General features: G+C 70.0%; 13 protein-coding genes. 6 read left to right on the top strand and 7 right to left on the bottom strand.

All coding sequences use genetic code 11. The annotated features are described in order from the left end of the window. Nucleotides 1-42 precede the first annotated feature (42 nt). Both ACZ3OF_RS30665 and ACZ3OF_RS30660 read left to right on the top strand, forming a co-directional pair. Nucleotides 43-804: an SDR family oxidoreductase gene (locus tag ACZ3OF_RS30665; RefSeq protein ID WP_467308003.1), complete on the top strand. Its 762-nt coding sequence runs from the start codon at nt 43-45 to the stop codon at nt 802-804. Between the two features lie 93 nt (nt 805-897). After that, a complete protein-coding gene (locus ACZ3OF_RS30660) occupies nt 898-2,136 on the top strand; it encodes a cytochrome P450 family protein (protein WP_467308001.1) in 1,239 nt (412 codons plus the stop codon). 56 nt (nt 2,137-2,192) lie between these two features. Here ACZ3OF_RS30660 and ACZ3OF_RS30655 read toward each other — a convergent pair whose 3' ends face one another. Continuing rightward, on the bottom strand, nt 2,193-2,501 hold the full coding sequence (locus tag ACZ3OF_RS30655) for an ArsR/SmtB family transcription factor (protein ID WP_361605503.1): 309 nt from the start codon (nt 2,499-2,501) through the stop codon (nt 2,193-2,195). Nucleotides 2,502-2,632: 131 nt separating this feature from the next. Here ACZ3OF_RS30655 and ACZ3OF_RS30650 point away from each other — a divergent pair, with 131 nt between their 5' ends. The 3 genes from ACZ3OF_RS30650 to ACZ3OF_RS30640 all read left to right on the top strand — a co-directional run bounded on the left by ACZ3OF_RS30650 (nt 2,633) and on the right by ACZ3OF_RS30640 (nt 5,906). Continuing rightward, the gene (locus ACZ3OF_RS30650) at nt 2,633-3,802 is read left to right on the top strand and encodes an MFS transporter (RefSeq protein ID WP_467307999.1); all 1,170 of its coding nucleotides are present in this window, start codon (nt 2,633-2,635) and stop codon (nt 3,800-3,802) included. Between the two features lie 208 nt (nt 3,803-4,010). Next, nucleotides 4,011-5,423, top strand: a complete 1,413-nt coding sequence (locus ACZ3OF_RS30645; RefSeq protein WP_467307997.1) for an aldehyde dehydrogenase family protein — start codon at nt 4,011-4,013, stop codon at nt 5,421-5,423. A 69-nt stretch (nt 5,424-5,492) separates the two neighbouring features. Further along, nucleotides 5,493-5,906 (top strand): YybH family protein, encoded by a 414-nt coding sequence (locus ACZ3OF_RS30640; RefSeq protein WP_361675859.1) that lies wholly within the window; start codon nt 5,493-5,495, stop codon nt 5,904-5,906. Between the two features lie 77 nt (nt 5,907-5,983). On the opposite strand, the gene ACZ3OF_RS30635 is transcribed toward ACZ3OF_RS30640, so the two are convergent. After that, nucleotides 5,984-6,520 carry a flavin reductase family protein gene (locus ACZ3OF_RS30635; protein WP_361605491.1) on the bottom strand — a complete coding sequence of 179 codons (537 nt, stop codon included), beginning with the start codon at nt 6,518-6,520 and terminating at the stop codon, nt 5,984-5,986. Nucleotides 6,521-6,717: 197 nt separating this feature from the next. Between ACZ3OF_RS30635 and ACZ3OF_RS30630 the strand changes: the two genes are divergently transcribed. Next, nucleotides 6,718-8,313, top strand: a complete 1,596-nt coding sequence (locus ACZ3OF_RS30630) for an aspartate aminotransferase family protein (RefSeq protein WP_467307994.1) — start codon at nt 6,718-6,720, stop codon at nt 8,311-8,313. A 124-nt stretch (nt 8,314-8,437) separates the two neighbouring features. Here the strand turns inward: ACZ3OF_RS30630 and ACZ3OF_RS30625 are convergent, their stop codons facing one another. The 5 genes from ACZ3OF_RS30625 to ACZ3OF_RS30605 form a co-directional block, all read right to left on the bottom strand. Beyond that, nucleotides 8,438-9,325: a 3-hydroxybutyryl-CoA dehydrogenase gene (locus ACZ3OF_RS30625; protein ID WP_467307992.1), complete on the bottom strand. Its 888-nt coding sequence runs from the start codon at nt 9,323-9,325 to the stop codon at nt 8,438-8,440. Continuing rightward, nucleotides 9,322-10,320 (bottom strand): 3-oxoacyl-ACP synthase III family protein, encoded by a 999-nt coding sequence (locus ACZ3OF_RS30620; RefSeq protein WP_361675868.1) that lies wholly within the window; start codon nt 10,318-10,320, stop codon nt 9,322-9,324. Before ACZ3OF_RS30620 ends, ACZ3OF_RS30625 begins: the two co-directional genes overlap by 4 nt. Further along, on the bottom strand, nt 10,320-11,639 hold the full coding sequence (gene ccrA, locus ACZ3OF_RS30615) for a crotonyl-CoA carboxylase/reductase (RefSeq protein ID WP_361675871.1): 1,320 nt from the start codon (nt 11,637-11,639) through the stop codon (nt 10,320-10,322). Before ccrA ends, ACZ3OF_RS30620 begins: the two co-directional genes overlap by 1 nt. 297 nt (nt 11,640-11,936) lie before the next feature. After that, the gene (locus ACZ3OF_RS30610) at nt 11,937-12,617 is read right to left on the bottom strand and encodes a 4'-phosphopantetheinyl transferase family protein (RefSeq protein WP_467307988.1); all 681 of its coding nucleotides are present in this window, start codon (nt 12,615-12,617) and stop codon (nt 11,937-11,939) included. Beyond that, nucleotides 12,607-13,473 carry a metallophosphoesterase family protein gene (locus tag ACZ3OF_RS30605; protein WP_361675876.1) on the bottom strand — a complete coding sequence of 289 codons (867 nt, stop codon included), beginning with the start codon at nt 13,471-13,473 and terminating at the stop codon, nt 12,607-12,609. Before ACZ3OF_RS30605 ends, ACZ3OF_RS30610 begins: the two co-directional genes overlap by 11 nt. Nucleotides 13,474-13,570: the final 97 nt, after the last annotated feature.

Below are 13,570 nucleotides of genomic sequence, written 5' to 3'. Positions count from 1 at the left end.
GTGCGCATCCCACCCATCCCACCCTTCAAGAGGAATGATCAAGTGACGAAGTACGCAGGCAAGAAGGCCGTGATCTCCGGCGGGACGCACGGCATGGGGCTGGCCGTCGCTCGGGCGCTCGTCGCCGAGGGCGCCGAGGTGGTGGTCACGGGACGCGACGAGGCGAACCTGGCCGCCGCGCGGGACGCGCTCGGACCGGGTGCCCACGTGGTGCGCTGCGATGTGACGGACCTGGCCGAGATCGGGGCCCTGGGCAGGGCCGTGGAAGAGCGGCTGGGAGGGGTCGACTTCCTCTTCGTCAACGCCGGTTACGCCAAGCTGGAGCCGTTCGAGCTGGTCACCGAGGCGGTGTACGACCGCATCTTCGCCGTCAACACCAAGGGCGCGTACTTCACCGTGCAGCGGCTGGCGCCCCTGCTGCGCGAGGGCGGCTCGGTCGTCTTCACCACGTCGATCGCCCATCACTCCGGCACGGCCGGCATGAGCGCCTACGCCGGTGCCAAGGCCGCCGTCCGGTCCTTCGCGCAGGTGTTCGCCGCCGAGCTGCTTCCGCGGGGCATCCGGGTCAACACGGTCGGTCCCGGCTTCATCAAGACGCCGAGCATGGGCGTCGAGGCCTCGGCGGAGGAGCGGGCCGTGTTCGAGAAGATCGGGGACGAGATCACGCCGATGAAGCGGCACGGGTCGGTCGAGGAGATCTCCCGGGCCGTGCTGTTCCTCGCCTTCGACGCCACGTTCACGACCGGTACCGAGATCACCGTCGACGGCGGGCTCACCGAAGTGCTGACTCTGCCCGCGCCGTAGCCCTCGCACCCGTCGAAGTACACCCGCCTCCGAGGCGCCCGGCGGATCCCCGGCCGGGCGCCCGGAGCCCCCACCGCTGGCCTTGGAGGGCCGATGACAGAGACTCAGTGCCCCTACCACATGGACCTTTCGGGTCGCGACGTGCACGGCGAGGCCGAACTGCTGCGCAAGCGCGGCCGGGCCACCCAGGTGGAGCTTCCCGACGGCGTCGTGGTCTGGAACGTCACGGACTACGCGCTGGCCAAACAGCTGCTGACCGACCCCCGTGTGTCACGGGACGCCTACCAGCACTGGCCGGCCTGGGAGAACGGTGAGGGAGAACTGGCCAGGAGCTGGCCGCTGGCGATCTGGGTGGCCGACCGGAACATGATGGCCGCCTACGGCGCGGAGCACACCCGGCTGCGCAAGCTCGTGGCGAAGGCCTTCACGGCCCGGCGCTCGGCCGCTCTCAGGCCGCGCATCGAGGCGATCACGTCCGAGCTCCTCGACGGCCTCGCGGCGACGCCTTCCGGTGAACCGGTCGATCTGCGTGAGCAGTTCGCCTACCCGCTGCCCACACGGGTGATCTCGGAACTTCTCGGCATGCCCGACGACGTACGGGACTCCCTGCTCGGCTTCGTGCACAAGATCTTCGACACCCAGGCCTCGGTGGAGGAGGCCAGGGCCAACGAGGAGGGGCTGTACACGCTGCTGGCCGAACTGGTCGCCGTGAAGCGGGAGTCGCCGGGCGACGACCTGATCACCGGCCTGATCCAGGTACGTGACGCAGACGGCGGCTCGGGTCTGAGCGAGCGGGAACTCGTCGACACCGTCCTGCTGATGTTCACCGCCGGCCACGAGACCACCGTGAACCTGCTGGACCACGCCGTGTATTCGCTGCTGCGCCACCCGGAGCAGCTGGCCCGGGTCCACGGCGGCGACAGCACCTGGGAGGACGTCATCGAGGAGACGCTCCGTCTGGAGGCGCCGCTGGCCAACATGCCGATGCGGTACGCGGTGGAGACCCTCGAACTCGGCGACGTGACGATCCCCGCGGGCGACGCGATGATCATCTCCTTCGGGGGAGCGGGCCGTGACCCGTCGCAGCACGGCGACACCGCGGGCGAGTTCGACATCGCGCGGGACACCCGCCGTGACCATCTCGCCTTCGGCCACGGTGTGCACCACTGCCTGGGGGCCCCGCTGGCACGGCTCGAGGCGTCGATCGCCCTGGCGGCCCTGTTCGATCGCTTCCCCGGCCTCGATCTGGCCGTTCCGCCGCAGGAGATCGTTCCGCTGGGATCCTTCATCTCCAACGGCCACCTGTCGCTTCCCGTCAGGCTCGGTCACTGACGTGCCACCGAGAGGGCGTCACCGTCGCGGGCGGGTGACGGTGTCCGCCCCGGACGTCAGGTCAGCTGGGCGAGCACGGCGTCGAGCAGACCGGGGAAACGCGCGTCGAGATCCTTGCGCCGCAGGCTGACGTAGCGGGTGCGGCCCTCGATCTCGGTCCAGGTCACCCCCGACTCACGCAGTACCCGGTAGTGGTGGGACATCGTCGTCCTGTGGACGTCGATGCTCTCGCCCACCGCCGAGCAGCTGTCGCGGCCCTTGTCGGCCAGTTGGGCGACGATCTGGAGGCGTACGGGGTCCGCCAGCGCGTGAAAGACCTCGACGAGCCTGATCTCCTCCGTCGCCGGTTGCGTCACGTCGCGCATCGGCGGTCCATCCGTGGCGTCATGCCTCAACCGTAACTCACGATTGGATACGTGGACAACCATCCACGTGTTTGCTACTTTGCCACTCTCGAAGCCATCCCCACACCCCTCAGCAGCGGAAAGAGTGCATCGTGTACAAGCGGTTAACCCCCCTGGCGCTCGCGACGTTCGCCGTCGGCACCGACGGCTTCGTCATCGCAGGCCTGCTTCCCGCCATCGCCGAAGACCTGAACGTCAGCATTCCCGCGGCGGGCCAGCTGGTCACCGCCTTCGCGCTGACCCTGGCCGTCGCCGCCCCCGTCCTGGGCTGGGCCACCAGTTCCATGGACCGCCGCAAGGCCCTGATGATGGCCCTGGTCGTCTTCGCGATCGGCAACGTCGTCACGGCGCTCGGCACCACGTACGCCGTCGTCCTGACGGCCCGCATCATCACCGCGGCCGGCGCCGGCATCATCACCTCCACGGCCTCCAGCGCCGCGGCCGTGGTCGCCCCGCCGGAACAGCGCGGCCGGGCCCTGGCCTTCGTCCTGGGCGGTCTCACCCTCTCCAGCGCCATCGGTCTGCCGCTCGGCACCCTCATCGGCAGCAGCGACTGGCACGTGACCCTGTGGGCGGTCGCCGGACTGGGCGTCGTGGCGGCCCTCGGCGTGGCGTTCGCCCTGCCGAAGATCATGCTCCCGGCCACGACGTTCCGCGCCCGCCTCGAGCCCCTCAAGGAGCGCTGGGTCCTCGGCACCCTGGCCGTCACCATGCTGGCCCTGACCGGCGCGTACCTGCTGTACACGTACATCGGAGCCGCGCTCGAGGACACCGTCGACGGCTCCGAGACCACACTCACCTGGGTGCTGTTCGTCTACGGCATCGGTGTCCTGGCGGGCAACCTCCTGGCCGGACGCCTCTCGGACCGCTATCCGGCCGAGCGGTTGCTGCTCGGCGCCCTGGTCGTCTTCGTCGTCGTCCTGGTCCTCGCCCGCCCCGCCATCGAGAGCCTGGCCACCACCTTCGTCTGGGCGGCGGTGTGGGGTGTCCTGGTGGGTGTTCCCACCGTCCTTCAGCAGCACCGGCTCGTCGCCCACGCACCCGCCGCCACGCCCGTACTGCTCGGGCTGAACTCCTCGGCGATCTACCTCGGCGTCGCCCTGGGCGGGGCCCTCGGCGGACTCTTCCAGAACTGGATCTCGCCCGTCTGGCTGGGGCTTCCGGCAGCCGGGGTCACCCTGCTGGCGTTCCTCCTCACCCTGGTGAGCGCCCAGAGCCGCAAGCGCGTGGCCGCCGAGGAACCGAGCCTCGCCGCCGGCTGACCGGCCGCGCGTACCGAGCCGGGCCCCGTCCCGTCCCGCACCCGGCCCCCCGGGCGACGGGCCTGACGGGCCCCGGCTCGTCGGCGTCCCCGGGAGACGGGTACGCCGCCACGAGCCGGACAGACCCTCGCGACCCGGAAGCACCCCTGAACGGCCGCCGCATCCCACCGACGCGACTCCACCGTCGCCCGTACCCGGAGGACCTTCCTTGACCGAGTTCACCATGACGATCGACGGCTCGGCGGCGACGCCGGAGGCGTACTTCGACGTCGTCGACCCCGCCACCGCCCGTGTCTTCGCCCAGGCGCCCGACTGCACCCCAGGACAGCTCGACGCCGCCATGGCCGCGGCCGCCGGGGCGCAGCCCGCATGGAGCCGGGACGAACGGAGCCGCCGCCACGCCCTGAACGAGGCCGCCGCCGTCATCGAGGCCCACGCCGGGCCACTGGCCGCCCTCGTCACGGCGGAGCAGGGCAAGCCCCTCGCCCAGGCCCGAGACGAGGTCATGGCGTCCGCCGTCTGGCTCCGCCACTACGCCCGGATGGAGCTGCCGCACGAGATCGTGCAGGACGACGACGAGGGCTACGCCGAGATCGTCGCCCGTCCGCTGGGCGTGGTGGCAGCCATCGCGCCGTGGAACTTCCCCGTCGTCCTCGCCGTGTGGAAGATCGCCCCCGCCCTGCTGGCCGGCAACACCGTGGTCCTCAAGCCCTCCCCGTACACCCCCCTGGCCACTCTGCACATGGGTGAGCTCCTGCGCACGTGCCTGCCCGCCGGAGTCCTCAACGTGATCAGCGGCCGGGATCCGCTGGGGGCCTCGATGACCGCCCACCCCGTTCCGCGCAAGATCAGCTTCACCGGCTCGACGGCGACCGGCCGCCGGGTCGCCGTCGCCGCGGCCGGCGACCTCAAGCGCGTGACCCTCGAACTCGGCGGCAACGACCCGGCCATCGTGCTCCCCGACGCCGAACCCGAGGAGTTCGCCGCCTCCCTCGTCCGGAGTGCTTTCGTCAACAGCGGCCAGGTGTGCTTCGCCGTCAAGCGGATCTACGTACCCGCCGAGCGGCACGACGCATGGGTCCAGGCCCTCACCGTCCACGCGACGGCACTGCGCGTGGGTGCCGGACACGAGGACCAGGTCGAGATGGGCCCGCTCAGCAACCGTGCCCAGCTCGATCGCGTCACTGCGCTGGTGGACGACGCCCGTGCCCGCGGCGCGCTCGTCGCCACCGGAGGCGCCCCCCTCGCGGGCGAGGGCTACTTCTACGCGCCGACGGTGCTGGCCGGGGCCGCCGACGGCATGCCCGTCGTGGACGAGGAGCAGTTCGGCCCGGTGCTGCCCGTCGTGGCCTACCGGGACCCGGGCGACGCCGTCGCCGCCGCCAACGCCTCCGACTACGGACTGACCGCCTCCGTGTGGTCACCCGACACCGACCGCGCGGCCGGGCTCGCCCGGTCCCTGGACTGCGGGCAGGTTTCGCTCAACGCCCATGGCACGGGCGTACGACCCGACCTTCCCTTCGGCGGCTTCAAAGCCAGTGGAACAGGTAGGGAGAACGGCCGTTGGGGGCTCGATGAATTCACCCAGCTCCAGGTTTTCACCCGCCCTCCCAAGGCCTGACAGGATCACTCGCGCCAACGATTACCGGGCAGTGGATACCGAATGGACCTTCGTCCCTACGATCGCCGCATGACCGCAGACAACACCTCGGCAGATCTCGATCTGACCCTCACCGACGACCCCATTCAGCAGAGCGATGTATTCCTGCGCGCCTTCAACACGCATGACGGTGCGATATTCGACCGGCTCTACCGGGACGACTCGATCTCCAACCTCTCCGGCAGGCCGCTGAGCGGGCCCGAGCGCACCAAGGCGATCACCGAACTGCTCGCCCAGAAGCCGCGGATGAAGGCCACCTACAAGCGCTCCTACACCACGAGCGACACCATGCTCGTGGTCGCCGACTACGAGATCGAGGTCCCGACTCCGGACGGCGGCCACACCACCCTGGTCGGCTCCTGCACGGACGTCATGACCAAGGGTGCGGACGGCCGGTGGTTCGTGACGATCGACCGTCCGGTCGACGCCGAGCCCGCCGCCTGACCGACACCCCGGCCGGAAACGGAAGAAGAGCCATCGTGTGACCTTCACACGATGGCTCACCCCGTTTCCCGGAGCCGCTACGGCGTCTGCCGCACTCCCTGGAAATAGCGCCCCGAGAAGAAGACGAGACCGTCCTGTACCGAACCCCGGCTCGAACTCAGCACATTGCTCAGGAATATCGAATGGTCGCCCGACTCGTACGCCTCGGCGATCTCGCACTCGAGCCAGCCCAGAGCCCCGGAGAGCAGCGGCACGCCCGTACTCGGACCCGGGAAGGTGTCGACCTCCTCGAACTGCTCCGGCCCCAGCGGCCGGTTCTTGTCGGCGAAGTACCGCGCCTGCTCCTCCTGGCCGGCCCCCATCACCGACACCCCGAACCGGCCCGCCGCGGTGATCGCACCGTGCATCACCGCGCCGTGGGAGACGCAGCACAGGACCGTCGGCGGATCCAGCGAAACCGAGGTGAACGCGTTCGCGGTCATGCCGTGAATCCGCTCACCGCCCACCGTCAGCACGATCACACCCGTCGCGAACTGCGACATGACCTCCCGCAGCCCGGCGGGCTGTACCGGAGCGTCGACCAGCCCGGAGGGCGACCGCCTGGAACTCGACATGCAATTCTCCCGTCAAAAGCCCAATTATCGACACCCCAAGCTATTCACCCGCCCCTATCCGTCGGCCACCGTGCGGTCACGAGGCGGTAACTGTGCCGAACAGCAGACGAATTGACGCACGATGACCCGGTCCTGAAATGCGGTGAAGTTGCGTCGCTACGATGGCCAGAAATTCTGCCCCATGCGAAAGGAACGGCATGTCTGCCGGAGAAAACGACCTGGAACTCGCCGAACCGCACCTTCGTCAGGTGCTCGCCTCGGTCGGACTCGACATCGGCTACGAAGCGGCCGAAGGGGACATCCTCCACTGCCGGGACGAGACCGGCCGGCTCATACCCGTGCTCGATCTGGTCGGCGGATTCGGATCGCTGATCCTGGGACACAACCACCCGGAGATCAACGCCTACGCCAAGGAACTTCTGGACCTCCGCACACCGGTCCACGCACAGTTCTCCCGTCACCCCCACGCGAACGAGCTCGCCGCCGAGCTGACCAAGGTCATCCGGCGAGAATTCGGGATCGACGAGCCGTACTACGCGATATTCGCCAACAGCGGTGCCGAGGCGATCGAGATCGCCATCAAGCACGCCGAGCTCGACCGCTCGGCGCGCCTCGCCGAGCTGTCCGCGGACATCACCGCGCACATCGACACCGCTCGCGACCTGATCCTCGCCGGTCAGGCGGTTCTCTCCCTGGACGCCTACAGCGCCGCCGGTGTCCCGCAGATCGCCGGCGCCGGTGCCGACGTGGCCTTCGAGCAGCTGGCCGCCGCGATCGACCGCCGGAACGCCGAGCTGCTGTCGAAGCCCCCGCTGTTCCTCGCCCCCGAGGGCTCCTTCCACGGCAAGCTGGTCGGCAGCGTCCAGCTCACGCACAACCCCGCCGTCCGCACCCCCTTCATGTCCCTCGCCGCGCAGGCCCGGTTCGTCCCCCTCGACGACCCGAGTGCCATCCGTAAGACCGTCGAGCAGGAGCAGACCACGCCCCTGCTCGACCTCACCCTCGACGACGGCGTCGTCGGCGTCACCGAACGCCCCCTCCCGGTCTTCGCCGCGTTCGTCCTCGAACCCATCCAGGGCGAAGGGGGAATCCGTCCCGTCTCCCGGGAGTTCGCCGAGGAGATCCGCCGCGTCGCCGACGAACTCGGCTGCCCGGTCGTCGTCGACGAGATCCAGAGCGGCATGGGCCGTACCGGCGCCTTCTTCGCCGGCTCCCACATCGGACTGCACGGCGACTACGTCACCCTCGCCAAGAGCCTCGGGGGCGGCCTCGCCAAGATCTCCGTCACCCTGATCCGCGCCTCCCGGTACCGCCAGGAGTTCGAGATCGTCCACAGCTCCACCTTCGCCAAGGACGGCTTCTCCACCCTCGTCGCGCTCAAGACCCTCAGCCTCCTGGAGGCCGGTGAGGGCCGGGCCTACCGCACCGCCGAAGAACGCGGAATCCGCCTCACGTCGATGCTTCAGGCCATCAAGGCCGACTACCCCGACGTCATCAAGGACGTACGGGGCCGGGGCCTGATGCTCGGCGTGGAGTTCCACGACCAGTCGGCGTCCGCCTCCGAGCCCCTCCAGGCGACCGCCCGTGCCGGGTTCTTCGGCTTCACGCTCGCCGGCTACCTCCTGCGCGCCCACCAGGTCCGCGCGTTCCCCACCGCCAGCGCCGTCAACACCCTCAGGCTCGAGCCGTCCATCGGCCTGACCGACGCCCAGATCGACCAGGTGGAGACCGCGTTCAGGGCCGCCTGCGCACTCCTGCGCGACCAGGACGGCCACGGCCTCACCTCCGGCTGACGCCCGGGGAAGAAGCCGCGTGCGAAAGGACCCTGAGGGGGACCGGGACCGACCGTCCCGTCACCCTCAGGGTCCTCGCCGCGTTCACGGCCGATGGCTCAGCGGCACGCGCCGCACCGGCGCGCTACCCGGCGTACGAGTAGAACCCGCGTCCGGACTTCCGCCCCAGCATCCCGCCCTCGACCATCCGGACCAGCAGCGACGGGGGAGCGTACAGCTGCTCCTTGAACTCCTCGTAGAGGCAGCGGGCGATCGACTCCACGACGTCCAGGCCGATGTGGTCCACCAGCTGCAGCGGCCCCATCGGGTGCGAGCACCCCTGCCGCATCCCCTGGTCGATGACGTCCGGGGAGGCGAAGCCGGACTCCACCATACGGACGGCCGACAACAGGTACGGGATCAGCAGCGCGTTCACCACGAACCCCGTCCGGTCGGGGGAGCGGATCGCGTGCTTGCCCAGGACGTCGGTCACGAACCGTTCGACGTCCGAGGCGACGGCCTCGTCGGTGAGGAGCGACGCGGTGACCTCCACGAGGGGGAGCACCGGCGCCGGGCTGAAGAAGTGCACGCCGATGACCCGCTCCGGCCGCGTGGTGCAGCGCGCCAGCCGCATGATGGGGATGGAGGAGGTGTTGGACGCGAGCACGGCCAGCGGATCCTCGACGATCTTGTCGAGCCGCTCGAACAGCATGGTCTTGGCCGCCTCGTCCTCACGGACGGACTCGATCACGAACTGCCGGTCCGCGAGGTCGTCCAGCTCGGCCGTCAGCGTCACCCTGCCCAGGACGGCGTCCGCCTCGGCCTCGGTGAGCTTCCCCTTGGCCACGGCCCGCGCGACGGAGCCGGCGATGCGCTCGCGCCCGGCGGCGACGGACTCGGGCCGGGAGACGACCACCGTCACATCCAGCGCCGCCTTCGCGCAGACCTCGGCGATGCCCGACCCCATCAGTCCGCACCCCACCACACCGACCCGGCGGATCCCGGCCATGGCGTCGTTCCCTGTCGTGATCATGCGGCAGCTCCCCAGCGAATCAGACCGGCGCCCAGAGACATGCCGCCGCCGAAACCGGCCAGCAGCACGAGGTCGCCGTCGTGGATACGTCCCTGTCGGTGGGCGGCGTCGAGCGTCACGGCGACCGACGCACTGCCCGTGTTCCCGTACCGTTCGAGCGTCCGGTGCGTCTGGGCCCGGCTCAGCCCGCACTCCTCGACGAGCTGCGAGAGCATCACGCCGTTGGGCTGGTGCGGCACGAAATGGTCGATCTGCTCCATGGCGACACCGGAGCGCGCGCACAGCTTGTCCAGGAACACGGGAAGCTCGCCCATCACGAAGTCCCGGACACCGCGGCCCTCCATACGGAAGAAGTGGGCGCCCTCCTCCAGCGTCGCCGCGGAAGCCGGACGGCGGCTGCCGCCCGCCTCGACCCGGATCAGATGGTGGGCGTCGCCGCGCGACCCCAGCTCGAGGTCCAGGAACCCGAACCCCTGCTCGACCTCGCCGACCACCGCCGCGCCGGCCCCGTCACCGAGCAGCACGGCCGTGCGCCGGTCCGAGAAGTCGAGGCTCCGGGAGTACAGGTCGGCGCCGACGACCAGGGCATGGGTGCCCGGCCGCTGCGCGACCAGTGCCCGCGCGAGTGCCAGCCCGTAGACGAACCCGCTGCACACCACGTTGATGTCGAGACAGGCCGCCCCGAACGCGCCGAGCCCGCGCTGGACGTGGTACGCCGTCGGAGGCTGCGGCGAATCCGGGGTGGAGGTCGAGACGATCAGATGGTCGATCTGCGCCGCCGACAGACCGGCCTGCTCCAGGGCCTGCTCGGCAGCCCGCAGGGCAAGGTCCGAGGTCGCCTCGTCGTCGGCCGCGTAACGTCGGCCGAGGATCTGCGTACGGCTCTCGATCCACTCCTCGGTGGTGCCGACCCGGGCGGCGATCTCGGCGTTCGTGACCACCCGCTCCGGCAGGTACGCCCCGGTCCCGAGGATCCCTGTGCCCACCGGGCCCATCACAGCCCCCGCAGCGGGTTCAGGGCGGCGGTGCCGATCTTCTCCCGCAGCACCGGGTCCGTGACGCCCAGCCCCTCCGCGGGGGCCTGGCACAGCACCGCGACCTTGCCGATGTGCTGGTTCGTCTGGACCAGCCGGGCCGCCTCACCCACCGCGCCGAGCGGGTGGACGTCCGACATCACCGGACGGATCCGGCCCAGCGAGACGAGGCGGTTGAGCTCGGACTGCTCCTGCAGGTTGGCCGCGTGGCTGCCCACGATCCGCTTGGAGTTCATCCAGAGGTACCGGTTGTCGTACAGGTGCTGGTAGCCGGTGCTGGACCCGCACGTCACCACGGTGCCGCCACGCCGTACCACGAACACCGACAGGCCGAAGGTGGCGCGCCCCACGTAGTCGAACGCGACATGCGGGTCCTCGCCCACCTCGCGCCGGATCGCCCTGCCCAGCCGCTTGCCCTGCTCGATGACGTCCTCGGGCGTCTCGGGCTCCGTCAGTCCGAGCTCCTCCCGATTGATGATCACGTCACAGCCCAGCGCCTGCAGCGCCTTCGCCTTGCGCTCCGAACCGACGACCCCCACCGGGATCCCGCCGGCCTCCCGCACCAGCTGCACCGCGTACGCCCCGAGCCCGCCCGTGGCACCCCAGATCAGCACCACGTCACCCAGCTTGATCCGGGCACCCTTGTCGCTGATCAGCATCCGGTACGAGGTGGCGGCCGTGAGCATCACGCTCGCGGACTCCTCCCACGTCAAGTGCCCGGGTTTCGGCAGCACCTGACTGGCCTTCACCACGGCGTAGTGCGCCAGGCCGCCGAAGTTCGTCTCGTACCCCCAGGCGCGCTGCTCGGCGCCGAGCATGGCGTCCGCGTGCGTGGCGGGCTCGTGGTCGTCCACCTGGATGCAGCTGACCACGACATGGTCACCCGTCCTCCACCGCGAGACTCCGGCACCGGCCCGCACCACGACGCCGGAGGCGTCCGAGCCCACCACGTGGTACGGCTGGTCGTGCCGCGCGGCGAACCCGCCCTGCCGGCCGTAACGCTTCAGGAACCCGAACGTGGGCAGCGGCTCGAACGTGGCCGACCAGATGGTGTTGTAGTTGATGGAGCTGGCCATCACCGCCACCAGCACCTCGTCCGGCGCGAGCTCCGGCATCGGCACCTTCCCGACCCGAAGCGACCTGCGTACGTCCCTGTCGTCGACGCCCTCGAACATGCCGACGTCCTCGGCGCGCAGATGCGCGGCGGTGTAGTCCTGCGGAACATCACCCCGAGCGACCTCCGTCGCACCCGACAGGACAGCCTCGGTCAGAGAATCCATCGTGATCCATTCTCGTTTCGATCGGGGCCGACCAGCCGATGCGCGAACGGCCCGAGAAAAGGGGCGAGATCGTCGCCGGAAACGGAATGGGTCAGACAGAATTCCGGATTCTGAAAAAGCCGTCCGTGAGGCGACGAAATTGCCCCCACAACCTAACGAGAACGCCCCATCGCCCAGTCATCGCGGAACCTGCGGACGTCAGGGAACGCGCGATGACCGCCCTGTTACCGCCCGAAAGGCGAGAATGCCGGGGCGGCGGAGGGAGCAGGGAAAAAGGAGGTCTGCCGGTACGGGCCCTCAGGCGTGCGGGACCGTCACCGCGGTTGCCACCAGGCCCTGACGGACGATCCACCGTCCCGTGAAGTGTCCGATTCGACGACCCGTCACCATCGGTCCTGGTACGAGGAGTTCCGCGCGGAAGTGGCCCTGTGTCCTGTCTTCGGCGGCCGCGTGGACCTCGATGTCCGCGTCCTCGAATCCGAGCGGCTTCCCGGTCAGCGGGAACCACGCCTTGTAGACGGACTCCTTCGCGCTGAACAGCAGCCGGTCCCAGTGGACCGCGTGGTGGCGGGCGGTCAGCCGCGCGAGGCGCTCCCGCTCGGCGGGCAGCGAGACGGACTCCAGGACGTCGGGGGGCAGCGGAGCGTGGGGTTCTGCGTCGATCCCGACAGATGCCAGGGCCGCGGCCGGCGCGAGGACGGCGGCGCGATAGCCGTCGCAGTGGGTCATGCTGCCCACCACTGCCTCCGGCCAGAGCGGGGCTCCCCGCTCGCCGATCAGTACGGCCTGCGGCGGCAGGCCGAGCTTGACCATGGCACGGCGCGCACAGGAGCGGACCGCGGTGAACTCGCGGCGGCGTTTCTCCACCGCCCGGGCGACGATCGCCTCTTCGCCGGGGAACAGGGGGGACCGGTCGGCGCCGTCGTCACCGTACGACTCCACGGCGACCACCGAGTCGGGCAGCAGTTCATCGATCACCGGGTCCGGCCTCCGTCGTCAGGATGCGGCGCAGCTCACCCGGGGGCTTGGCACGCTTTCGCCACTCGCGGGGATAGCCCACGGACACCTCTTCGAAGCGGACGCCCTCGTGGTAGGTGGTCCGCGGGATGTGGAGGTGGCCGTAGACCATGGCGGCCACGCGGAACCGGTGGTGCCAGTCCGCGGTCAGCCGGGTACCGCACCACATCGCGAACTCGGGGTGCCACAGGACGTCCATGGGGTGGCGGTGGAGGGGGTAGTGGTTGACGAGGACGGTGGGCAGGTCGTCGGGCAGTTCGGCGAGCCTGCGCTCGGTCTCGGCGACCCGGGCCCGGCACCACGCCTCGCGACTCGGGTAGGGGTCGGGATGCAGCAGGTACTCGTCGTTGCAGACGATGCCCGTGCTCTCGGCGTACGCCAGCCCCTCGGCCTTGGTGGTGCATCCGGCCGGCAGGAAGCTGTAGTCGTAGAGCGTGAACAGGGGTGCCACGACGACCGGGCCACCGGGGCCGTCCCAGACGGGATAGGCGTCCTCCGGGGTGGTCACGCCCAACTCCCGGCACATTTCCACCAGGAACGCGTAGCGGTCCACGCCTCGCAGGGTGACGGTGTCCGCCGGATGGCTCCACAGTTCGTGGTTGCCCGGGGCCCAGACGACCTTGCGGAAGCGGCTCGCCAGAGTCTTCAGGGCCCAGCGGATGTCGTCCACGTTCTCGGAGACGTCCCCGGCGACGAGCAGCCAGTCGTCGTCGGATTCGGGGTGCATCCTCTCGACGAGGGCGCGGTTCTCCTCGTAGCCGATGTGAAGATCGCTGACGGCCAGCAGCTGCCCGCCCCTACCGGCCGCAGATGTCACCTCTAGCTCCTTCGTCGTCCATGATCCCGATCCACAGGAACACATCCGGCGGCGTCCGGACAAGGGTGCTGGGCGCCTTCGGCATGTCCCCGGCGGC

Source organism: Streptomyces sp. NPDC022552, assembly GCF_055561875.1.
Note: the sequence above shows the minus strand (reverse complement) of the source record. Positions and strands in the feature narration are given on the sequence as shown.

Coding starts and splice junctions, on each gene's coding strand:
- ACZ3OF_RS30660 (WP_467308001.1), top strand. CDS start 898: ATGACAGAGACTCAGTGCCCCTACCACATGGACCTTTCGGGTCGCGAC.
- ACZ3OF_RS30655 (WP_361605503.1), bottom strand. CDS start 2,501: ATGCGCGACGTGACGCAACCGGCGACGGAGGAGATCAGGCTCGTCGAG.
- ACZ3OF_RS30640 (WP_361675859.1), top strand. CDS start 5,493: ATGACCGCAGACAACACCTCGGCAGATCTCGATCTGACCCTCACCGAC.
- ACZ3OF_RS30635 (WP_361605491.1), bottom strand. CDS start 6,520: ATGTCGAGTTCCAGGCGGTCGCCCTCCGGGCTGGTCGACGCTCCGGTA.
- ACZ3OF_RS30630 (WP_467307994.1), top strand. CDS start 6,718: ATGTCTGCCGGAGAAAACGACCTGGAACTCGCCGAACCGCACCTTCGT.
- ACZ3OF_RS30625 (WP_467307992.1), bottom strand. CDS start 9,325: ATGATCACGACAGGGAACGACGCCATGGCCGGGATCCGCCGGGTCGGT.
- ACZ3OF_RS30620 (WP_361675868.1), bottom strand. CDS start 10,320: ATGGGCCCGGTGGGCACAGGGATCCTCGGGACCGGGGCGTACCTGCCG.
- ccrA (WP_361675871.1), bottom strand. CDS start 11,639: ATGGATTCTCTGACCGAGGCTGTCCTGTCGGGTGCGACGGAGGTCGCT.